Source organism: Streptomyces sp. NTH33 (assembly GCF_003236365.1).
Taxonomy (GTDB): Bacteria; Actinomycetota; Actinomycetes; order Streptomycetales; family Streptomycetaceae; genus Streptomyces.
Genome location: NZ_POTZ01000020.1, coordinates 1 through 21,157, shown reverse-complemented (window position 1 = coordinate 21,157; position 21,157 = coordinate 1). Strand labels below are relative to the sequence as shown.

The following is a 21,157-nucleotide window of genomic DNA, read 5'->3' as shown; positions in this document are numbered from 1 at the left end:
GGAGCTCACCGCTCGGACAGCGCGGGCCGGCAGCCTTGGCGGTACGACTGCGATGTGAGTGCGTGATCATCTCGACGGGCTCGGGGACGACACGGACTTCGTCTCCTGGTATCAGCGCGACGGCCGCCCCGGACTCTCTCCTGCGCGACTCGCCACGGTCTGTGTGCTGCAGTTCCTGCTCGACCTCTCCGACCGGCAGGCGGCCGAGGCGGTGCGATGCCGCATCGACTCCAAGTACGCCCTGGTCCTGGCCCTGGACGACCCGGGATTCCCTCACAGTGTGCTGACGGATTTCCGTGAGCGCCTGTGCGAGAACGCCCGCGCGGACCAGTTGCCCTCCCTGTCGCTGGAACGGACGCGCGACGCCGGCATGGTCGCCGAACGCGGGAAGCAGCGCACCGACTCCACCCGGGTTCTGGCCGCCGCGCGGGACCTCACCCGCCTGGAGCCGGCCCTCGAAGCGGTACGTGCAGCCGCTGGAGGAAGCCACCCGGCGGGCGCCTGACATCCTGGACGGCCGGGTGGATGCCGAGTGGGCCACCCGCTACGGGCGTCCGGTCCGCCTCCCCTGCCCCCGGCTCAAGCAGGCGGGAGCGGATGCCCGCCGATTCCTTGAGCGCTTGCCGCCCCACCGGCGCGGCCCTCACGCGAAAGCGCTGCGACAGATCGTCGTACAGGACTTCGTCATCGATGCCCGTGGCAGGTTACGTCCGCGCACCGAGAAGGACGGACAGACCGAAGGGGCCTTGCGGATCGTCGCGCCTTGCAGTGGTGCTGCTGGTGGCGGCCTCCGGTGCGGTGGAAGCCATCTCCTTCACTGCGTTGGACCGCGTCTTCGCCGGGGTCATGGCGAGCAACCTCGCCCTGCTACGGCAATGGCCAGTTCGGCGGCTTCGCGCAGGACATGGACGCTGTCGTCCAGGGCCTGTTGCTCCTGGGGCGACATGGCGGGTACGTACGTCTGCTGGACCCCTCCCGCGCCGAGAACGCTGGACAGGGACAGCGTGACCTCGTGGGCGGAGGAGTAGGCGGCCACGGGCAGCACTGCACGCTCGTCGCGCAGGACCGCCTCGACGAGTCGGGCGGAGACGGCGCCGATGCCGTACTGGCTCGCGCCGATGCCCTCGATGACGGTGATGTTGGCGTAACGGATATCGTTCTCCACCTCCCGGCGCAACTCCTCGACCGACTGGCCGTCCTTCCCCAGCAGGTCGGTCACGGCGATGCCACCGACCGTCGCCGAGGACCACAACAGCACCTCGGAGGTGCCGTGTTCACCCACCACCTGCGCCTGCACGTCCCGCGGCCGGACCCGGAGGCGGTCGGCGAGTTGCACGCGGAACCGGAGGCTGTCGATCAGGGTTCCGGTCGAGAACACCGGGTTGTGCCCGGCGAGATGCCGGGTGAGGTCGGCCAGCGGATCCGGTGGGTCGGTGACCACCATGAGCACCGCCTGCGGCACTACCGCCACCACTTGGGGAACGATGTCGGCGTAGACCCTGACGTTGGTCTCAAGCAGCCGAAGCCATCCCTTGGGGTCGGACCGGTCGGTTGCGCCGCCGGCCTTCTCGTTCACCCCGGCGGTGATGACGACGACCGCGGTATCGGCCAGGTCGTCGTAGCCGCCGGAGCGCACGTCGACCGTCGGTGACAACGGCGCGGCGTAGTGCAGGTCGGTGGCGACGCCGTCGGCGCGCGCTGTGTCGCGGTCCAGCAGCACGATCTCACGCCAACTTCCGCCGCGTTCGACCAGGGACAGGGCCGTGGCAGACCCGACCGCGCCCACCCCGACGATGCCGACCTTCACGTTTGTGTCTCCAACGGCCCGGCGGTCCTGGGTGTCTCGACCTCCACGGGGACGACGGCTTCACCGGTGTGCACGAGGAAGGTCAGCGTCTCCTGGAAGTACAGCCGGATGCTGCTCTCATCGTGCGACAGGTAGCCGATGGACACGTCCTGGCCGATGCGCAGTTCGAAGTCGCCGCCCCGTCTCGACAGCAGGAAGGCACCGTCGATGGCGGGTGCCCAGACGATGTCACCGTCCAGGACGCGGGCGATGTGTTTGATGACCGGGTAGCCGTAGTCGGACGTCTCGCTGACAGCGGTGTACGCCTCGGCGCTCAGCGCCAGGGCGTACGGGCCGCCGACACCGGCGAGGCGCAGCGCGGTCAGGGCCTTGCTGACGACGTAGGGGCACGCGCGCACCTCCGACGGCAGGGTCAGTGCGGAGTGGGACGAACCGGCCCGCAGGCCGGAGATGTCGGCGGCCGCGTACCCCTCGAACACCGCGCGGTCCTCGGCGAAGGCGATCTGCCGGGCGGCGTCCTTGACCGGCTGCCAGTCCGCGTCCTTGGCGCCTCGGGCGACGTCGTCGACCTGCTGCCGGTCGACGGTGAAGGGCACCCGCAACTCGACCAGGGGCTGGAACCGGCGTACGCGGGCCTCGACCCCTTCGGCCGGCGCCGCTACGGCCCGCACGTGCCCGGTCCCCACACCAGCCGACTCCGGACCAGCCGGCTCGGGCACATCGACCATGCGGCGGGCTGCGACGTGCCGCTTGAACGTACGTCGTGCCTCGTCCTCCAGATCGGCCCACGCGGCGGCGGAGATGGGTGCCAGTTCACGGTGCAGGTTGTCCATCGCGGGTGTTCGCCTTCCGTCACATCCTCAAATCGCCGATCCCGAGGGAGCCGTCCGCGACCGGAAGCCGGACCGCCGTCGGTACCGCCTCGCTCTCGTCGCTCTCGTCGCTCTCACGCGTGGCCGGCGGATCGGGGAGGTCGTCGAGAAAGTCACTGGTGGGCACGTGGAACAGCGACCCGGTCACCGGGGTGGAGAAGTCCAGGATCCGGTCGTGAGACGCCGGGGGGTCGCCCAGGAACATGCGTTCCAGCATCTGTTCCGTCACGGTCGGTGTGCGGGCGTATCCGATGAAGTACGTGCCGAACTCGCCCTGTCCTACGGTGCCGAAGGGCATGTTGTCGCGCAGGATCTGGTGCTTCGTCCCGTCCGGGTCCTCGATCGTGGTGAGTGCCACGTGGGAGTCGGCCGGTTTCACCGCGTCGTCCAGTTCGATGTCGGACAGCTTCCGGCGTCCGATGACCATCTCCTGGGCCTCTACCGGAAGCGCGTTCCAGGCCTGCAGGTCGTGCAGGTACTTCTGCACGACCGCATAGCTGCCCCCGCAGAACTGCGAGTCCTCGTCGCCGATCAGGACCGCCGCGTCCGCCGCCGGGCCCGTCGGGTTCTCGGTGCCGTCCACAAAGCCGAGCAGGTCACGCACGTCGAAGTACTTGAAACCGTACACTTCGTCACGCACGGTGACGACACCACGGAGTCGTTCCATGATCTCGGCGGCCAGTGCGAAGCACAGGTCCGGCCGGACCGCGCGGATGTGGAACAGCAGGTCACCCGGTGTCGAGACGGCCCGGTGCCGCGCTCCGACCAGCTCCTGGAAAGGGTGCAGATCCGCCGGGCGGGGGCCGGCGAACAGCCGATCCCACGCTTCCGAGCCGATACCCGCCACCACGCTGAGCTTCCCGTCCGGTGTCGCCCGGAAGCCGACCGCCCGCTGCAGGCCGTTCAGGTCCGACAGCGTTTCCCTCACAACCGGCTCGCCACCCTGGTCGATGGTCACCACCAGGAAGATCGCCGCGTTCGTCAACGGGGACAGCACCGGCTGGGGCACAGGGCCCTGGGAGTGTGCGCGCATGGGGCGCGCCCCTTCCTGACCGTCACGAGCGGGCCGACCAACTCGAGTGACTGCGGGAACGCTTCCTTGTCCACCGTATGACGCGACCTGAGCAGCCGCCACCGCGCCTGGACGGCGAGTTGACCATCGCGGTGCCGAGTTGACCATCACGGTGCCGAGTCGGCGAGTCGCGCGACCGCTGTCCGGTGACTACTGACTTCGTGGGCGTGATGTCGTCGGGGCTGACGGCTGACGATGGTCGTGGTGTGTCCGAACCATGAGGTATCCGCAAGACGGTGGTCTGACCGCCGAGCGCCGCACCTTCCGTCAGGGGTTCCGGCTGGAAGCGGCGGGAATGTTCGCGGCCGGGCAGGACAACACACTGGTGGCGAAGCAGTTGCGGGTCGGTGTGCGGTCGGTGCAGCGCTGGCACCGCGCTTGGCGGGACGGCCGACCGGCCGGCGCTGCGGTCCAAGGGCTCGGCCGCCCGGCCCAAGCTGAGCGAGGACCTGTTCGCGGTGCTGGAACAGGAGCTGGCCGAAGGGCCGGCCGCGCGCGGTTGGCCGGACCAGACCTGGAGCCTGGAGAGAATCAAGACGCTGATCGGGCGCCGGTTCGGCACTGTCATGTTGGCGAATGGCGTGGGAGGATCTTTGAGTTGATCATGGTGGGGGGATCGTCCGTGGGGAGCGCGTCGCCGTCGTACAAGGGGCACCGGTACCCGGTCGAGGTCATCTCCCACTGCGTGTGGCTGTGCTTCCGCCCCGCTCAGCTCCCGCGAGGTCGAGAAGTTGATGCTCCAGCGCGGCGTCATCGTCTCCTGCGAGACCGTCCGCCGCTGGTCCGCCAAGTTCGGCCAGACCTGCGCGAACGGGCTACGCCGCCGGCCCCGGCCCGGGGGCAAGTGGCACCTGGGCGAGGTCTTCGTGAAGCTCAACGGGGAGCAGAAGTACCTGTGGCGGGCCGTCGACGCCGACGGCAACGTGCTCGACATCCTCCTGCAGAGCCGCCGGGACAAGGCCGCCGCCAGACGCTTCTTCCGCCGCCTGATGCGGAAGACCCGGGCGGTGCCCAGGGTGATCGTCACCGACAAGCTCCGTGCCTACGGCGCGGCCCACCGCGAGGTCGTGCCCTCGGTCGGGCACCGCTCGCACAAGGGCCTCAACAACCGGGCCGGGAACAGCCACCAGCCCACCCGCCGGCGCGAACGCGCGATGAGGGGCTTCCGCTCCGCCGGCGCAGCCCAGCGGTTCCTGTCCGCGTTCAGCGGCATCTCACCCCGCTTCCGGCCCCGCCACCTGATGACAGCCCCCGACCACCGAGCCGAGATGACCGTCCGCTTCGCCATCCGGGACCAGATCACCGGTGCTGCCGACCGGTCCACCACAGCCTGACACCAGGCCCGAAGCGCAAGCCCACCACGCCCCGACGGCGCCATCAGACACTCACACACCCAACCAGACGCTCACACACCCAACAACGTGACAGCGCCACCGCATGTGCTTGTCGATCTTCGCGGCGAGGTCCTGCGCGGACTCGTAGCAGTTGTCGATCTCCACGAACAGCAGCGGCACCCCGTCCTCGGGGGCGGTGAGCACGATGTCCGCCTGGGCGCCGCCCTTGCCGGGGGCGGACCACGTGCCCGTCGCGGGCAGCGCCGCCTCGGTCGCAGAGGAGGCGACGGTGCCCAGCCCGGCCGGAGCGTCGACGGCGGCCTGAGCCGCGGCGAGGACTTCGACCGGCTCGCCATCGAGCAGGGCCCGGCTTCGGACGCAGCAGCGCGAACAGGACGTCGTTGACCGCCATCGGGTGGGAGGCGCCGCTGCGGCCCGCGCCACGGGCCGGGCCGCCCCTCTCTCCCCCACCGGACGTCCCAGCTCGTAGGAGGCGGCCTTCAGGCCCATGGGTGTGAGGTTGCGCAGGGTGTCCCCGCACGGGGGCGAGGGCCAGGGCGAGCGCGTACGGCCAGCTGCTCATCCGGCGACCGCGAGGACGGCGGCGACCAGGAGCAGGGCGAGGGAGGCGAGGATCGTGTCGACCGCGCGGGCGAGCCGCTGGTACTCGGCGACGGCGATGGCGGACAGGGCCTTGACGCGGGCAGAGCGGGTGTCGGCGTCCATGGAGCCCCGCAGTACCTCGTGCCCTCGCTCGTACAGCAGGCAGTCCTCGTCGACCGAGCCCGTGAAGACGGGCCGCATCTCGTCCGGGGCCACCCCGTACCGCCGGCTGCCCAGCCAGGACGCGCGCAAGCGCGGCGGCAGGACAGCGGCCCCGCCGTCCGCCGCGCGTTCGGCGGGAGGCGGTGCCGCGCCGCTCTCATGGTCCACGTCGACCTCCGGGAAGAGCCCGCTCTCCCACTTCCCGCAGGCTGATCGCGGTGGCCGGGAAGCGCTCCCGGCCGGCCGTCTCGGAGTGGGACAGCCGACGACTCGCAGGCTCCCTGCTCCGTGCTTAATGTCGGTTTTGTGGCACGAGGCGTTCACAGGGACGGAGGCCGACGTGTACAGCAAGGACGGCGAGAACTACTTCATCGTGGACGCGCACATCGCGCTGTGGGACGCACGCCCCGAGAACCAGCTCAACATCCACGGCAAGCAGTTCATCGACTGCTTCTACGACTACCACCGCAATCTCAGCCCCGAGTCGGAGGTGTGGCCGTACGAGGAGTACCTCTACTACGGCGGGCAGCGGCTGATGAAGGACCTCTTCGTCGACGGGTACGTAGACCACGCGATCTTCCAGCCCGCCCTGCTCAGCGCTTTCTACCGCAACGGCTTCGGGCAGACCGAGGAGGCCTTCGCGCTGGCCCGGCAGCACCCCGACAAGCTGACCTACAACCACTGCTGGGACCCCCGGTACGAGGAGCGGGGCCTCGACCAGCTCCGGCGGGACGCCGACCGGTTCCAGCTCAAGGGAGCCAAGCTCTACACCGCGGAGTGGCACGGCGACTCGCGCGGCTACAAGCTGGACGACCCGTGGTCCTACCGCTACCTGGAGATGGCCCAGGAGCTGGGCATCGAGAACATCCACGTCCACAAGGGGCCGACGATCCGGCCGCTGGACCGTGACGCCTTCGACGTCGCGGACGTCGACAAGGCCGCGACGGACTTTCCCGAGCTGAACTTCGTCGTCGAGCACTGCGGGCTGCCCCGGCTGGAGGACTTCTGCTGGATCGCCACCCAGGAGCCCAACGTGCACGCCGGACTCGCGGTCGCCATCCCGTTCATCCACACCCGCCCCCGCTACTTCGCGCAGATCATCGGAGAGTTGCTGTACTGGTTGGACGAGAACCGCATCCAGTTCTCCAGCGACTACGCGCTGTGGACGCCCCGATGGCTGATCGAGCGGTTCGTCGACTTCCAGATCCCCGAGGACCTGCAGGACGAGTACCCGCCGATCACCGTCGAGCAGAAGAAGATCCTCGGCCTGAACGCGGCGGCCATGTACGACATCCCGGTGCCCGCCGGGGCCGAGGTCGCGGCCACCGCCCCGGGCCCGGCCGCGAGCGAGGCCGCGGGCCCGGCCGGGGCCGCCTCCGTCGCGGCGCAGCCCACGAAGGAGTGACATGCCCACCGGAACACTGGAGCAGCGGGCCAGGGAGGCGCTGGACGCGGTCCTCGACCCCGAACTGGACGAACCCATCACCGACCTCGGCTTCGTCCGCTCCGTCGAGGCCGGCCCCGACCGCGGGCTGACGGTGCACCTGCGGCTGCCCACCTCCTTCTGCTCCCCGAACTTCGCCTACCTCATGGCCTCCGACGCCAAGGACGTCCTGACCGCCCTGCCGGACGCCGGCCCGGTCACGGTCCTGCTCGACGACCACCACGACTCCGACCTGATCAACCGCGGCCTGGCCGCCGACGCCGGGTACCGGGGTACGTTCGGCGCCGAGGCCGAGGAGAGCCTGGGGGAACTGCGGCTCGTCTTCCGGCGCAAGGCCCACTCCGCGGCGATGGAGCGGGCCCTCACCGCGCTGCTGCGGCAGGACCCCGCGCTCACCGAGGGGAAACTGCACGACGTGGTGCTCGGCGACCTGCCCGACACCGCCGCGACCCGCGCGCTGCTGCGCCGGCGCGAGGCGCTCGGTCTCGGCACGGCACCCTCGGAGCCCGTCCTCGTCGACGATGACGGACGCCCCTTCCCGCCGGACGAGATTCCACTGCGACTGCGGTTCGCCCGCGCGGTCCGCATCTCGATCGACGGCAACGCCCACTTCTGCCGCGGTCTGCTGCGGACCCGCTACCCGGAGTCCGCGGCCGACCAGTCCCCCCGGGCCACGGATCCGCGGCCCGCCACGCTTCCCGAGGAGAAGGCCTGGTGAAAGCAGTCCAGGTCGTCGGCTACGGCCGCAACCCCGAGATGACCGACGTGCCGGAGCCCTCGGTCACCGGCCCGTACGACGTGGTCGTCAGGATCGGCGGCGCCGGCGTGTGCCGGACCGACCTGCACATCCTGGAAGGGCAGTGGGCGGAGAAGTCCGGGGTGACACTGCCCTACACGATCGGGCACGAGAACGCCGGCTGGGTGCACGCGGTCGGCAGCGCCGTCACCAACGTCGCCGAGGGCGACAAGGTCATCGTCCACCCGCTGATCACCTGCGGGCTGTGCCGGGCGTGCCGGTCCGGTGACGACGTCCACTGCGAGCAGAGCCTCTTCCCCGGCATCGACACGGCCGGCGGCTATGCCGAGTACCTGAAGACCTCCGCCCGCAGCGTGGTCCGCATCGACGACTCCCTGGAGCCGGCCGACGTCGCGGCCCTGGCCGACGCCGGCCTCACGGCGTACCACGCCGTGGCCAAGGCGGCCCGGAAGCTGCGGCCCGGCGACCGCTGCGTGGTCATCGGCGCCGGCGGGCTCGGGCACATCGGCGTGCAGGTGCTCAAAGCCCTGACGGCCGCCGAGATCGTGGTCGTCGACCGCAACCCCGACGCGGTGAAGCTGGCCGGCTCCATCGGCGCCGACCACGGCGTCGTCGCCGACGGGGGGCAGGTCGAGCAGGTGCTGGAGCTGACCGGCGGCCGGGGAGCGGAGGTGGTGATCGACTTCGTCGGCGAGGGCGGCGCCACCCGGGACGGGGTGCGCATGCTGCGCCGCGCGGGCGACTACCACGTGGTCGGGTACGGCGAGAACATCGACGTGCCGACCATCGACATCATCTCCAACGAGATCAACTTCATCGGCAACCTCGTCGGCTCCTACAACGACCTGTGCGAGCTGATGGTGCTCGCCACCCAGGGGCGGGTCCGCCTGCACACCACCCCCTATCCGCTCGACCGCTTCCAGGACGCCCTCACCGACCTGGACGCGGGCCGGGTCCGGGGACGCGCGATCCTCGTCCCCTGAGCGGGAACACCGCAAGGGCCCGGGCCGCCGGGCACACGCACCGTCTGTGAGGAACATCGATGATCTTCATCACCGCGAAGTTCCGCGTCCTGCCCGAGCACGCGGACGCCTGGCCCGAGATCACCGGGGAGTTCACCCGGGCGACCCGCGCCGAACCGGGCTGCCTGTGGTTCGAGTGGTCCCGCAGCGTCGACGACCCGACGGAGTACGTCCTGACCGAGGCGTTCCGCGACGACGAGGCCGGCGCGGCGCACGTCGGCTCCGACCACTTCCGGACGGCCTGCGAGGCACTGCCGCGTCACCTCGCCCGGACGCCTCGCATCGTGAACGTGACCGTCCCCCAGGACGACTGGTCACGCCTCGGTGAGATGGCCGTGCCGCAGGAGAGCTGACCCCTGGGGACCGGTCCCGTATGCGCCGGACAGCCTGGCCGAGTCGCAGAACATCAACCTCACTCATCCAGCCCGTTCAACAGCAAGCGCAGTAGCCCTACTCGCCACTCGGCTCCGGCACGGCTTCGGGTGCGCGGCGCCGAGAAGGGGGCCTGCCAGGCCCGAACCCCGTCGACCGGGGCAAGTACGGATCGAAGATCCACCTGATCACCGAACGGACGGGGCTGCCCCTGTCCGTCGGAAGCCCCGGTGCCAACGTCCACGACAGCCGGGCCCTGATCCCGCTGGCGAAGGGCATACCTCCCATCCGCTCCCGCCGGGGACCCCGTCGGCGCAGGCCCGGCAAGCTCCACGCCGGCAAGGGAATCGAGTCCTCGCAGCGGCTGGGGCGTCACCGCTGGACCATCGAACGCACGATGGCCTGGCTCGCCGGCTGCCGCCGCCTCCGCCGCCGCTACGAACGCCAGGCCGAGCACCTCCTCGCCTTCGCGAGCATCACCTGCATCCTCATCTGCTACCGCAGGCTCACCAATTGAGATGACCTTTTAGGTCGAAGATCGCGGCGGGGAACACCTCGGCGGCCAGGTCACCGGCGCGAACGTGGGTGATGACTGCCCCGATCATTTGCTGAGCGGAGCGCCCACGGCGGACCCAGCCGCATCGCGGCAGCAACTGCTCCTCCTCGGCCACGGCCAGCGGTACGCCGCGCGCCTTCGAGCTGGGCCAGCGGACCCAGCGGCAACTCGCCGACATCCATCGGCGGCTGGACGTCCTGACCCGCTCCCCCCCCTTCCGGCCATCGACGTCAAGACGCGGGCGTGCGCCCTGGCCGCCGAAGTGAACACGGTGCTCAAGTACGCGGTCGCGAACGCGCCTCAGGGCGACGAGCGGCCCACCGTCACCCTCCATCGTCATCTCGACGGCCGGCCCACCCGCTGACCGGGCCGACCCCGGCCCGCCGCCCCATGCCCTGCGGGGCGGCGGGTCACCGCACGCCCGCTCGACGAGCAGGCAGCAGGGCGCGCAGATAGCGCCGCCGGAAGAACCGCTGCGCGACCAGCAGCACCGGGAACACCAGGCGCCACGGCCCGTGCGGGGCGGCACGGGTCAGGGAACGGATCGTCAGCGCGACCGTGCCGTCGGGGAACCGGTGGATGACGAAGGCCTCCTCGCCGCTCACGGGATGGCCGGGCAGGGTGCCGTAGGCGAAGCCGCAGCGGTCCGGGGTGTCGACGACGGCGACAACCCGGACGGGCTCCCGCACCGCAAACGGACCGAACGCCGCGGTGATGCGGTACTCGGCCCCCTCGACGACCCGGCCCCCGGCACCGTCACGGTCCGTCACTGTGAAGCCACTGCGCCGCTTGACGCCCCAGCGCAGCACCGCGTCCGCCGCGGCGTGCCAGTCAGCGTCCCCGCGCCCGATGACGACGGTACGGGCGTAGGGGCGCAGACCTGTTGTCCCCACCGGCCAGGGCTCTTCGGCGGGCCGGGTCGCACCGGCCGGCCCGTAAGTGAGTTCGCCCGACGACGGGCCGCGACTCGTACGGCTGTTGGGCATGGCGTTCCTGTTCGGAAGGGTGGACGGCCCATGAGCCTAACGTGACTGAACCGCTCCGGGTTTGATAGAGGCGGGCAGCGAAGAACCGGCTGCTCAAGCAGGCGGCATGTCCGTGAGGTTGGTCGTCAGACGGCGGCCGCCGTCGCGGCCGTGGCCAACCGCATGCGCCGTCGTGCCGGTTTCGGGAGCGCCCCGGCGGCGGCCCGCCGGGCGGCCGTCAGGCGGGCCGCGCCAGGCGCGCCGTCAGGACACGGGCCCGGGTCTGCTGGACCGCTCCCGCCTGGGAGGCGGCGAAGCGCAGCAGGCCCGGGGGCGTCCACAGGTGCAGGGTGTCGGTGACGACGCTGCCGGCCTCGTGGCGGTCGATCGCGAAGCGGTAGCTCATGCGGACCCGGGCGGGGCTGCGGACCTCGCCGGAGATCTCGGCGGAGTGCGGGAGGCCGTCCGGGACGGCGACGAGCGTGACGTCGATGACGTTGTCGTGCCGCAGGACGCCCAGGAACCGGAAGCGCTCCACGGCCGTGTAGTGCACGGTGCTGCCGCTGCGGCGCACGTCGCGGACGGCGGCGAGCAGCGGTGACAGGCCGACGTAGTGCGATGGTTCGGCCAGGTGCGCGAAGACCTCCTGCGGCGGCGCGGCGATCTGGAACGTGTGCTTCAGTTCGGCGGACGGCACCTCGGACCCCTCCTCGATAGGGCACGGTGATCCTCCCATCGCCGGAGCGACACGGCCCGCGCACGGCTTGAGGCCCGCCGACGGGAGGGGAGCGTGCCGGCGTGGCCGCACCTGCACGGCCCGGCACGCCGCGCCGCAGAAACCGCGGTACGGATCTCGTCAGCCCTGCCTCCCGCCGAAGTCGACCGGGCACTCCTACGGCTGCCGACCGTGTGCGCCGCACAGACGGCACCGGCCGACGGGCAGGCACCAGCACGCCGCCCGCCGGCCAGGAGCCGAGCGAGTGGTGCCTTCCATCAATCCATCCGGTCCCCGTGGCCGAAAGGTCCTGACGGACGTAAGAGGGGCTACGCCACCGTGAGTGTCCGGCTCAACGCCGTTGGTGTGCGGATCGGGCAGCGGACGGAGGCGACACCGGTGACCGGGCGAGGGCGTAACGGCCGAGGAAGTCGATGTAGGTCGTACTGCAGCAGGGAGAGCCGGGCGAGCAGATCATCGGTGACGGGGAATCCGTCGGCGGCGAGCCGGCGGCAGGCGTCTTGAGCCATTCGGTCACTGCGTTGAGGCGAAAAGGCGCCGGTCAGGTGCGGCGTGGCCGGCCGGACGTCCGCCGGAAGACCGGGCACTGCTGTGCGTCGCCTATTGGCGCACCAACCTGACGCTTCGACAGCTCGCCCCGCTCCTCGGGATCTCCAAGTCGGCAGCCGGACGCATCATCGAAGACCTCGGGCCGCACCTCGCGCTCCAGCCACGTAGGCGATTCGCCTGACGGCGGCCGCCAGCTCCGCGGCGGTTCGGGCGGCCGATGCCGTGCTGCGCATCCCGATCGCTTTGGCGAGCTGCCCCACCGGGGGCCCTCGCCCCGCTCCTCGATCCACCGCCTGTCGCAGAGCGGGATCTCCTCCTCCTGCTCGGGTGTGGTGGTCCGGGCGCCGGTGCACGACTGCCCCTGCAGGGCGCGGACCTGGCGGCAGTGGCTCGCGGGAGTCGGCCAGGACGCCCCTGCCTCTGCCGCGCCCGGAGGGCTCTTGCGTCATTCACTCAGCAGTGGAGTGGGTCTGGCCCGGTCGTCACGGACCGTACCGCTCAGTACACTGTCGGCGCCACCACAAGCTCAGGACTCCTCATCCGGGGATTCCCGCTCAGGCGAGCGGGACTTCCCAGGGCACCTGGCGGGCGCGCAGGTCCGCACGAATGCGCTGGGCGAGCCTTTGGGTGTCGTAGCGGTTCAGTGAGGCGCCGATGGCCGCGCCGATCATGAAGGGCATCAGCAGGGGGATCCGGCGGACGGTGAGACTCAAGAGCCGTCGGCGCAGTTCCCTTCTGACTCGGACGCTGAGCATGAGACCGGCGGCGGTGGCCGGTTTCGTGACGTTCAGGCCGCGTCCCTCGGTCCATTCCGCGAGATACAGCGCGGCACGCTGTCGTGCGGTGCCAGGGGCCCGCAGACCGTACACCTCGTGGAGTTCGGCGATGAGCTTGAATTCGACGGCCGCCGTTCCGAGGATGCCCGCGGCCAGCTCCGCGGGCATGGCCGGGGGCGTGGGCAGCGCCGCGGCAGACCCGACGCCCGCTCCTACGGCCTCGGTGCCCCGTACCGCACCGGTGACCAGGTGGTCGGCGATCTCCTCCGGGCCCAGGCCGGGGAACTGCCGACGCAACGTGTTCAGATCGCGGACCGGGATCCGCGGGACCGCTTCGATCAGCCGCCCCGCGAGGAAGGAGGCCGGCGACCATGCGTGGGTCCTCATCTCGGGTGACATCGCGCCTTCCCGTTCCGGCGGCGTCATGCTCCTCGACACCTGCCTGTCCTCCCCCGTACCCGTTGGTACCGCATCGATTCGCGCCGCGCGGAGACCTGGCAGCGAGCGTTCCGGCTCGCGCACGCGCATGTGAAGGCCGGCAGGACACTCCCGGCAGCCGCGAACGAGGTCGTCATGCAGGGCGAAGACCTCGCCGTGTGGATCGCCGCGCAACGCACCGCGTGGGACCGGCTCGTCCCGGCACAGCAGTACCTCCTGGAAACGGTCGGCGTCGACCCTGTCGAGGACGAGCCGGTGCGGCCGGTGACACGGTCGCAGGACGATCGGTGGACGGCCAATCCGACGGCCGCGAAGCAGTTCCGCGCTCGTGAAGGTCACCCGATGGTCCCCCGCAAGCACATGGAGATCGTGGATGGGACGGAGAGCAGCGGAGGGCGGGCCTGGACGCGCTCAACATGCGTTGGTAGCAGCGAGCTGCAACGGCTAGTGATCGGCATAGGATTTCAAATGGTCTGCGGGTCCGGGCGGATCGATTGCGTCTTCTGCCATTGTGCAGGCAGTGCCGTCAATCTCGTCACACACTCCGAAGGACGGCACCACGGCGACGGTCCGTCACCCCATCGCGAAAATCCCGCAAGAACCGGGTTCCCGGCGCCCACACGGTCACGGTGTCTCCCGCTGTATCGAAGAGGTTCCCTGGCCGCGGCGAACGGCGAAGCGGATCGGTACCCGTTCAGCCAGAGCGTCGATGTGCGTGACGATGCCGACCACCTGGTCCCTGCGCGTCGCGAGCTCTTCCAGCGTGGCGGCGACCGTCTCGAGTGTCGCCTCGTCCAGTGCGCCGAACCCCTCATCGAGGAAGATCGACTCCAGTTGAGCGGCACCGGCTGCGGCCATGGCCGGCAGCTGCGCCGAAAGCGCCAGGGCGAGGGCGAGGCTGGCCTGGAACGATTCACCGCCGGACAGTGTCCTGACCGGTCGGCGACTGTCCGCGTCGGCATGGTCGACGACGAGAAAGCTCCCGTCGTCGTGGGTCAGCTCGAACTGCCCGCCGGACAGTTCGGCGAGTGTCCCGGAGGCTTCCGCGACGAGGGTGTCGAGGGTTGTCGCGACGAGCCAGCGGGGAAACCCGTCCGCGCGCAGGAGGTGGCCGAGCGTCTTCGCCACCTGGTGCGTCTGCTCTTTGTGCTGCCGCTGCATGTCGAGCTTCGCGGCCTGCTTCCGCCGTTCGATGAGACGCCGCGCCTCCTGCCGGGCCCCCTCCAGCGCCGCCGCGACCGCCGGCTCGGCCGTCTCGGTGAGCGGCCGCCCTGCGGGGAGGGTCACCTCGTGGGTGGCGAGCACACCGGCGAGTCGGCCCTCGGCGGCGGTGAGCTCTCCACGGACCCTCGCCAGCCTTTCGTACGCGCCGGACAGCGCCGTTTCGCGGGTGGTGGCGGCCGCCGCCGCCCAGGAGACGAGGGCGGTCCACGCCGCGGTCAGGTCATCACGGTCCGGCACCGGAGCCCCGAGCGTGACGAGCGGGTCGCGCACATGCTCGAGCGCCGACCAGGCCGCCTGCACCTCCTGGCGAACGCTCGTCGTGGCCTGCTCGGTGCTCGCCCTGGCGGCTCGCGCACGCCGCAGCCTCGCGTCCGCCTCGTCGGCAGCTCTTTCCAGCTGCTCTCGGCGTGCGAGTGCGGCGGTCGCCTGCTCCCGGGTGAGGGCGTCGGCGAGGACGGAACGCAGGGCGGCGATCCGGCCGGTGAGCGCGTTCAGTTCGCCGGTGGCCTGCTGTTCGGCTCTGGACGCCTTCGTCCACGCCTCGCGCAGCCGCTCCACCTCCCGGTCGGCCTGGACTCGTGCCTGCTCGGCCCTGTCCAGGTCGGGCGCGGCCGGCGGGCCGGGTATCGTCGTGACCCGCTGCCCGCACACCGGGCACGCTGCGCCATCCCGCAGGTGCGGTCGCAGCGCCGCGGCCAGATGGGACCGTGCCGTGACCTCCTGCGTCCGGCGCGCCTGCAGGGCGAGCCTCTCGGCCTCCTCCTCGGCGGCGGTCACGTCGGAGAGTGCCCTGGCGCGGTGCCGCTGTAGCGCCTGCGTGGCGGGCAGCCTCCTCTCCAGCGTGTCGAGCTCCATGTGGTCGCGGCGGGCCTGCTCGAGCGGGGCCCGGGGCGGTGCCGCCGCAAGCTGCTCACGGGCAGCCGTGTCGGCTGCCTCGGCCGCGGCGAGTTCCTCGTCGGCCGCCTCGTCGGCGGCTTTGATGTCGTATTCCCTCTTCCCGAGTTCTTCGAGCCCGGCCGACACGGCGACCGCCCTCAACCGGTCCCGCTCCGCGGTCAGCGTCTCGCACGCCTGCCGTGCCTCGGTGACCGCCGCGCCGTGCTCGGCGAGTTCGGGTAGCGCCGCACGGACCCGCTCGGCGACTTCCTCCAGCGTGGCCACCCGGTCCTGTGCCGCTTGCTCCGCGCACTCGGTCGCATCGGTGAACTCCTCGAGCTGCTGGGCGAGGAGCTCGGCGCGCTGCCTCGCGCGCTCGGCCTCCGTGTTCGCCGCCTGCGCGATCCGGGGGTAGATCTCCAGACCCATCAGTTTGACGAGGATTTCCTGCCGTCTGGCCGGTTGCGCGTGGAGGAACTCGGCGAAGTCCCCCTGCGGCAGCACCACACAGGTGATGAAGTGCTCGAACGGTAGCCCGAGCAGTTTTTCCACTGCGGGCGTGACCTCGGAATCGGAGGCGAGCACTTCGGTGATGTCGTCCGGTGTGCCGAGCGCGTCCGGGTCGGCGAGTCGCTCCAGCCGGGCGTTCTTCACACCGACGCCGCCGGCGGCGGCGCGGCGCAGTTCTCGGGCGGCGACATAGCGGTGTTCGGCGAGGTCGAAGACGAGCCGGACGGTGCCCCGGTCGGTGGTGGGTGCGAGTGCGTTCGCGACCGTGCGTCGGTTGTTCCAGCGCGGCACCGATCCGTACAGCGCGAACGTGATCGCGTCGATGACGGTGGACTTGCCCGATCCGGTCGGGCCGACGAGCGCGAAGTAGTCCACCTCGCGGAAGTCCACCGCGGCCGGCTCCCGGAACGAGGCGAAGCCGTCCATCTCCAGTAGTACCGGCCTCATGGGGGCTCCTTCCCGCCGTTCAGGCGTGCGTGGCGGTGGCCTGGTCGTGGAGCCTGGTGAACAGTGCTTCGACCCGTTCGTCGGCGATTCCCCGGGCGGTGCAATACGCGTGGAACAGCTCGGCGGGGCTGCGGTCCGCGCCGTCGGCCGAGGGGGACGGCCTGGTGGTGTGCACCGGTGCGGCGAACCCCGGATCGATGCGCACCTCCAGCGCGTTGGGCAGCAGCCGCTGCACGTCCTGCCGTAGCCCTGCGCGCGCTGGTTCGCACAGCAACACTCTCAGGTAGTCGTCGCCGAACTCCTCGGCGCGCCGGGTCAGCTCGTCGGCGGTGCCGCGTACGGTGCGCAGCCGCCGTCCGGACCCGATGGGCACCTCGGCGGTGATGCGGGCGGGCGTGCCGACCTCGGCCTCGACGACAAGGATCACAGGGGAGTTGTTCTCCTCGCCGAAGTCGAGGGTGACCGGGCTGCCGCAGTAGTGCACCGGACACGGTGCGGGCAGCGACTGGCGGCGGTGCAGGTGCCCGAGCGCGACGTAGTGGGCGTCAGGTGGGAAGGCACTGGTCGGCACCCAGTACTCGAGGATCGACTGGGCGGACCGCTCACCCCCGCCGAGCTTTCCCCCGGCCGCCGTCAGGTGTGCCATCACCAGGTTGACCGTGTCGTCGTGGAAGTCGGCCGTGAGCGCGGCAAGCAGTTCCCGCACCAGCCGGCCATAGCCGGTTGCGGCCTCCCGAGGCGTCTCGGTGACCAACTGGGCGGCCCGTACCGCGTGGCGTCGGGCCAGGAACGGCAGCAGGGCGACGGTGACCGGCTCCCCCGTCGAGCGCGCGGTGAATTTCACCACCCCGCCGTCGGCCGCAGGGCGGGCGGTGCCGGCCAAGGTGATCCCCGCGCTCGCCATGAGCGGCCGGTAGGCGTCGAAAGTGGCGGCGTGGTCATGGTTGCCGGCGATCGCGATGACCTCGGCGCCCGTGCGTCGCAACGCGAGCAGCGTCTGCACCAGCAGCTGCTGGGCATTCGCCGACGGGGCGGACGACTCGTACAGGTCGCCGGCGACGAGGACGGCGTCAACGCGGTGATCCCGTGCCATCTGGACGATCTCACGCAGGACCGCCCGCTGCTCGTCGAGCCGGCTGTGGCCCTTGAGCACCTTGCCGATGTGCCAGTCCGAGGTGTGCAAGAACTTCATGGACGCGCCTCGCTTTTCCGTGGCGGTTGCCGACGGTGGCATGCCGCCGGCCTCCTTGCCCACAGGTGCGAGGTCGTGGGTCCTCGCCGCCCTCGCTGACCGGGGAAGGCGCCGGGGAGCCCGGCACCGCGGGCGGGACAGGTGGCGGCAGCGCCTCCGTAGGGCCACCGTCATTTTCGCACAACTGTTCCATCAGCTGCTGCGGTCGACCTGGATCGGAAGAGGGAGGGGGTCAATGCGCTTTGTGGAAATTCAAGCCTTGTATGTCCGCACCGAGACCTTGCGCGAGATCGTCACAGCCACATCGAGGCCGTCAGGGTTGCGCTCGTCGGCCGCCGTTCCGCCGGACGCGTGGCAGGGATGGCGGACCAGAGGTGCACGACGGGGAGATCCAGACCAAGAGCAGTAGCCTCGTTTCATGACCGAGGAGACGATCATCGCGCTGCGGAACTATGACTGGCTCGTCCGCGCTCGAGGGCTTGATGACGTCGCGCTGGACTGGGACTCCGGCACCCTCGTATACGGCGAGGGCGGCGCCACCATCGACGCACTGGTCGAACGGGGCTTCACCCCCGCCACATAGCCGCCCACCGCCACCGGCCTCCGTGCTCCAGTGGGCGCGGCGGTATTTCGGCCGCTGCACGGTGCTGTTCCAGGCGAGTTGCCGCGGGTGAGCGATCCGGCCTCGGCGGGCGCCGGCGGCCGGGCGCTCATCGTGCTCCGCGGCCGGGCCGGTGGCCGTGGCCAGGGGGCAGGGCAGCGGGGTGCCGCCCCAGGCCGGGCACAGCGCCCGATGGGGACACCAGTCGCACAGCCGGCCCGGCCACGGCCGCCAGTCGCCCGTCGCCGTGGCCGGCCGGACCGCCTCCCCCAGGGCGAGCAGCTTGCGCTCCACGGCCCGCAGACCGCCCTCTGCCGGCTCGCAGCCCAGCACCTCCCCGCTGCCGAGACAGACCAACTGCAGGCGGCACCGCACGGCGCCGCGCAGCCGCGGTACCGGCGTCGTCCGGTTCCTTGCGCCCTGGACGGAAGTCCGCCAGACCCCGCACGGCCGTGAGGTCTACGCAGGGCTGCGCGTCGCTGATGCCACGGACCTGCACCCGGCACTGTGGCCGCGCTCCCGTACCGGCGGCGGTGCCGTCCGTGGCAGGCGCCCGTGCCGCGGCCGACACCGACCGGCCGTCCGGGAACGGTGCCCATCCGGGTGGAGCGGTCAGGACGCTCGGCGGGGCGTTGTCTTCTTCCCGGTGCTCTTCTTCGCGTCGGTGTTCTTGGCGGTGGTCTTCTTGGCGTCGGTGTTCTTGGCGTCGGTGTTCTTGGCGGTGGTGTTCTTGGCGGTGGTCTTTTGGGCCGCGGCGGCGCCGGTTGCTGGTTTCTTCTTCACGGCGGCCCGCTTCGCGGCCGAGGCGGTCTTCCTGGCCGCAGTCTTCCTGGCTGGTGTGGCATCGGCGCGGCCACTCCTCACCGCTTCCAAACTGCTTTGCAGCAGGGCCATGAGGTCGGTGACGTCGGCGTGACGCGGGGGCGCCATCTCCTCCAAGCGGTCGGCGACTACCTGCTGCAGAGCCTGCTGGTAGTCGTCGTGGAGCTCTTCCAGGACGAAGCCCTCGGAGAGGATGTCCATGAGGTGCATGGCCATCTTCAGCTCCTGCGGCCTCACGGCGATGTCGCTCTTGGGGGCGATGCCGGTCGGGCGGCAGACCTCTTCGGGCCAGCTCATGGTCTGCAGGACAAGGAGGTCGTCGTGGGCGCGCAGCACCGCCAGGGACTCACGGGTTCCGAGGGCGACCTTGGTGACGGCGACCCGCCCGGACTCCCTCAGCGTGTCCCGGAGCAGGACGTAGAACCGGTCGGTCATCGGGTCCGATCCTCCGACGTGGTAGGCCTGCCCGAGCACCATCGGATCGATGCTGCCGTCGTCGACAGAGGCCAACACGCTGATCCGCTCCTTGTCCGGCGGGGGAAGGGTCGCCGGCTCCTTGTCGCTCAGAACAACCCTCCGGCCGTCGGGGTGCTGATAGCCCTTCGCGACTTCCCGGTATTCGATTTCCCGGTCCTCCTCCTCGCACCACAATTTGTGACGCACGCGTGAGCCGTCCTCGGCGTGGACCTGGTGCAGGGCGAGACCGCTGTCCGTCTCGGTGGCCTTGTAGAGGACCACGGGGATGTCGATGATGCCGAGGGAGATGACCCCCCTCCAGACCACCTGCATTTTCTACCCCTTATCAGGATTTACTAGGCTACGTCGGAGAAGGCTGCGGAGGCAGTGGCGGGGCGGCCCTCAGCCCTCCCCGCAAGACGCCGCGGGCCGTGGGGCGCACAGGACACTGAAAGACGTCCTGCACGGGCAGGCGGATGGAGTCTTGTGCCGCTCACGGCGCTGGTCACCGCCACCTGAGCAAGTTTCCGCCTAAAAGATATTGATTGTCCCTTCATCTGCATTTAGTGTGATTCTAGCCTTTTTCGAACATGCATACGAATATGTAATGGTCGTACGACGATGAGCCAGAACGACACCGGCAGTGAGACAACCCCTGACCGGCCCGGCACGATCGAGCCGGTCTACCGGCTGGTCGGAGCCGGCGCCGACGGCGAGGACCGGACCGTCGAGGCCGCGCTGCGGCCCACGGACCTCGACGAGTTCATCGGCCAGGAGCGGGTTCGCGAGCAGCTCAACCTCGTGCTGCGCGCCGCACGCGCACGCGGGGCCACCGCCGACCACGTGTTGCTCTCCGGAGCTCCGGGCCTCGGCAAGACCACCCTGTCCATGATCATCGCTGCGGAGATGGGCGCCCCGCTCCGCATCACCTCCGGGCCCGCCATCCAGCACGCCGGAGACCTCGCCGCCGTCCTTTCCTCCCTCACCGAGGGTGAGGTTCTCTTCCTCGACGAGATCCACCGGATGTCCCGTCCCGCCGAGGAGATGCTCTACATGGCGATGGAGGACTTCCGCGTCGACGTCGTGGTCGGTACCGGCCTCGGCGCCACCGCCATCCCCCTGGAGCTGCCCCCGTTCACCCTCGTCGGCGCCACCACCCGGGCCGGGCTGCTGGTGGCCCCACTGCGCGACCGCTTCGGCTTCACCGCCCACCTGGAGTTCTACGCACCGGCCGAGCTGGAGCGTGTCATCCACCGCTCCGCCCGGCTGCTCGACGTGGCGATCGAGCCCGGGGGCGCCGCGGAGATCGCCGGCCGCTCCCGCGGCACCCCCCGCATCGCCAACCGGCTGCTGCGCCGGGTGCGGGACTACGCCCAGGTCAAGGCCGACGGGTTCATCACGCGCGAGATCGCCGCGGCGGCCCTCGCCGTCTACGAGGTCGACGCCCGCGGCCTGGACCGGCTCGACCGGACGGTGCTGGGCGCGCTGCTGGGCCTCTTCGGCGGCGGACCGGTCGGCCTGTCCACCCTCGCGGTCGCGGTGGGGGAGGAGCGGGAGACGGTGG

The 21,157-nt window shown here is 70.7% G+C and carries 19 protein-coding genes and 5 pseudogenes; 11 read left to right on the top strand and 13 right to left on the bottom strand.

Going from position 1 to position 21,157, the window contains the following annotated elements:
* Nucleotides 1–58 precede the first annotated feature (58 nt).
* Nucleotides 59–505, top strand: coding sequence for a transposase (locus C1I97_RS03770; RefSeq protein WP_111001795.1), 447 nt, complete (start codon nucleotides 59–61; stop codon nucleotides 503–505).
* Between the two features lie 339 nt (nucleotides 506–844).
* On the opposite strand, the gene C1I97_RS03765 is transcribed toward C1I97_RS03770, so the two are convergent.
* Genes C1I97_RS03765 through C1I97_RS03755 form a run of 3 tightly spaced genes read right to left on the bottom strand, consistent with a single transcriptional unit; the run spans nucleotide 845 to nucleotide 3,712 of the window.
* The gene (locus C1I97_RS03765) at nucleotides 845–1,807 is read right to left on the bottom strand and encodes a lactate/malate family dehydrogenase (RefSeq protein WP_111001794.1); all 963 of its coding nucleotides are present in this window, start codon (nucleotides 1,805–1,807) and stop codon (nucleotides 845–847) included.
* Nucleotides 1,804–2,640: a family 1 encapsulin nanocompartment shell protein gene (locus C1I97_RS03760; RefSeq protein WP_111001793.1), complete on the bottom strand. Its 837-nt coding sequence runs from the start codon at nucleotides 2,638–2,640 to the stop codon at nucleotides 1,804–1,806. Before C1I97_RS03760 ends, C1I97_RS03765 begins: the two co-directional genes overlap by 4 nt.
* A gap of 19 nt (nucleotides 2,641–2,659) precedes the next feature.
* The gene (locus C1I97_RS03755; RefSeq protein ID WP_111001792.1) at nucleotides 2,660–3,712 is read right to left on the bottom strand and encodes a Dyp-type peroxidase; all 1,053 of its coding nucleotides are present in this window, start codon (nucleotides 3,710–3,712) and stop codon (nucleotides 2,660–2,662) included.
* A gap of 256 nt (nucleotides 3,713–3,968) precedes the next feature.
* Between C1I97_RS03755 and C1I97_RS42890 the strand changes: the two are divergent.
* Both C1I97_RS42890 and C1I97_RS03745 read left to right on the top strand, forming a co-directional pair.
* Nucleotides 3,969–4,347 (top strand): annotated as a pseudogene (locus C1I97_RS42890) (IS630 family transposase); the annotation flags it as partial.
* An 8-nt stretch (nucleotides 4,348–4,355) separates the two neighbouring features.
* Nucleotides 4,356–5,085 (top strand): annotated as a pseudogene (locus C1I97_RS03745) (IS6 family transposase).
* A 51-nt stretch (nucleotides 5,086–5,136) separates the two neighbouring features.
* On the opposite strand, the gene C1I97_RS03740 reads toward C1I97_RS03745, so the two are convergent.
* Together C1I97_RS03740 and C1I97_RS39610 are read right to left on the bottom strand one after the other, a co-directional pair.
* The gene (locus C1I97_RS03740; RefSeq protein WP_258382409.1) at nucleotides 5,137–5,595 is read right to left on the bottom strand and encodes a hypothetical protein; all 459 of its coding nucleotides are present in this window, start codon (nucleotides 5,593–5,595) and stop codon (nucleotides 5,137–5,139) included.
* A 69-nt stretch (nucleotides 5,596–5,664) separates the two neighbouring features.
* Nucleotides 5,665–6,018, bottom strand: coding sequence for a hypothetical protein (locus C1I97_RS39610; RefSeq protein WP_181446543.1), 354 nt, complete (start codon nucleotides 6,016–6,018; stop codon nucleotides 5,665–5,667).
* Nucleotides 6,019–6,190: 172 nt separating this feature from the next.
* Here C1I97_RS39610 and C1I97_RS03730 point away from each other — a divergent pair, with 172 nt between their 5' ends.
* From C1I97_RS03730 to C1I97_RS03710, 5 genes and pseudogenes are all read left to right on the top strand, one after another.
* Nucleotides 6,191–7,255: an amidohydrolase family protein gene (locus tag C1I97_RS03730; RefSeq protein WP_111001791.1), complete on the top strand. Its 1,065-nt coding sequence runs from the start codon at nucleotides 6,191–6,193 to the stop codon at nucleotides 7,253–7,255.
* Between the two features lies 1 nt (nucleotide 7,256).
* On the top strand, nucleotides 7,257–8,012 hold the full coding sequence (locus C1I97_RS03725; protein WP_111001790.1) for an iron-sulfur cluster assembly protein: 756 nt from the start codon (nucleotides 7,257–7,259) through the stop codon (nucleotides 8,010–8,012).
* Nucleotides 8,009–9,034 (top strand): NAD(P)-dependent alcohol dehydrogenase, encoded by a 1,026-nt coding sequence (locus tag C1I97_RS03720; protein ID WP_111001789.1) that lies wholly within the window; start codon nucleotides 8,009–8,011, stop codon nucleotides 9,032–9,034. Before C1I97_RS03725 ends, C1I97_RS03720 begins: the two co-directional genes overlap by 4 nt.
* Nucleotides 9,035–9,093: 59 nt before the next feature.
* A complete protein-coding gene (locus C1I97_RS03715) occupies nucleotides 9,094–9,426 on the top strand; it encodes a putative quinol monooxygenase (protein ID WP_111001788.1) in 333 nt (110 codons plus the stop codon).
* 134 nt (nucleotides 9,427–9,560) lie between these two features.
* Nucleotides 9,561–9,962 (top strand): annotated as a pseudogene (locus C1I97_RS03710) (transposase); the annotation flags it as partial.
* Here the strand turns inward: C1I97_RS03710 and C1I97_RS39605 are convergent.
* The 3 genes from C1I97_RS39605 to C1I97_RS03695 all read right to left on the bottom strand — a co-directional run bounded on the left by C1I97_RS39605 (nucleotide 9,952) and on the right by C1I97_RS03695 (nucleotide 11,663).
* Complete coding sequence (locus C1I97_RS39605; RefSeq protein WP_181446542.1) at nucleotides 9,952–10,116, bottom strand: hypothetical protein; 165 nt, start codon at nucleotides 10,114–10,116, stop codon at nucleotides 9,952–9,954. The pseudogene C1I97_RS03710 and the gene C1I97_RS39605 sit on opposite strands and share 11 nt — an antisense overlap.
* Before the next feature lie 295 nt (nucleotides 10,117–10,411).
* Nucleotides 10,412–10,987, bottom strand: a complete 576-nt coding sequence (locus C1I97_RS03700; protein WP_111001787.1) for a DUF1990 family protein — start codon at nucleotides 10,985–10,987, stop codon at nucleotides 10,412–10,414.
* A gap of 217 nt (nucleotides 10,988–11,204) precedes the next feature.
* Entirely contained in the window at nucleotides 11,205–11,663 is a 459-nt protein-coding gene (locus tag C1I97_RS03695; protein WP_111001786.1) for an SRPBCC family protein, read from the bottom strand.
* Between the two features lie 551 nt (nucleotides 11,664–12,214).
* On the opposite strand from C1I97_RS03695, the pseudogene C1I97_RS03690 reads away from it, so the two are divergent.
* Nucleotides 12,215–12,429: pseudogene (locus C1I97_RS03690) on the top strand (helix-turn-helix domain-containing protein); the annotation flags it as partial.
* A gap of 376 nt (nucleotides 12,430–12,805) precedes the next feature.
* Here the strand turns inward: C1I97_RS03690 and C1I97_RS03685 are convergent.
* From C1I97_RS03685 to C1I97_RS03675, 3 genes are all read right to left on the bottom strand, one after another.
* The gene (locus C1I97_RS03685) at nucleotides 12,806–13,414 is read right to left on the bottom strand and encodes a hypothetical protein (RefSeq protein ID WP_146608146.1); all 609 of its coding nucleotides are present in this window, start codon (nucleotides 13,412–13,414) and stop codon (nucleotides 12,806–12,808) included.
* A gap of 675 nt (nucleotides 13,415–14,089) precedes the next feature.
* Nucleotides 14,090–16,522 carry an AAA family ATPase gene (locus C1I97_RS03680; protein ID WP_111001784.1) on the bottom strand — a complete coding sequence of 811 codons (2,433 nt, stop codon included), beginning with the start codon at nucleotides 16,520–16,522 and terminating at the stop codon, nucleotides 14,090–14,092.
* A gap of 19 nt (nucleotides 16,523–16,541) precedes the next feature.
* Nucleotides 16,542–17,714, bottom strand: coding sequence for an exonuclease SbcCD subunit D (locus C1I97_RS03675; RefSeq protein WP_111001783.1), 1,173 nt, complete (start codon nucleotides 17,712–17,714; stop codon nucleotides 16,542–16,544).
* A gap of 418 nt (nucleotides 17,715–18,132) precedes the next feature.
* On the opposite strand from C1I97_RS03675, the gene C1I97_RS39600 reads away from it, so the two are divergent.
* Nucleotides 18,133–18,297 carry a hypothetical protein gene (locus tag C1I97_RS39600; protein WP_181446541.1) on the top strand — a complete coding sequence of 55 codons (165 nt, stop codon included), beginning with the start codon at nucleotides 18,133–18,135 and terminating at the stop codon, nucleotides 18,295–18,297.
* A gap of 162 nt (nucleotides 18,298–18,459) precedes the next feature.
* Here the strand turns inward: C1I97_RS39600 and C1I97_RS41015 are convergent.
* Nucleotides 18,460–18,705 (bottom strand): annotated as a pseudogene (locus C1I97_RS41015) (recombinase RecB); the annotation flags it as partial.
* 222 nt (nucleotides 18,706–18,927) lie between these two features.
* Nucleotides 18,928–19,926 (bottom strand): non-homologous end joining protein Ku, encoded by a 999-nt coding sequence (gene ku, locus C1I97_RS03665; RefSeq protein WP_111001782.1) that lies wholly within the window; start codon nucleotides 19,924–19,926, stop codon nucleotides 18,928–18,930.
* Between the two features lie 288 nt (nucleotides 19,927–20,214).
* Here ku and ruvB point away from each other — a divergent pair.
* Nucleotides 20,215–21,157, top strand: a 943-nt coding sequence (gene ruvB / locus C1I97_RS03660) for a Holliday junction branch migration DNA helicase RuvB (RefSeq protein WP_181446540.1), incomplete at its 3' end; no start/stop codon positions are given.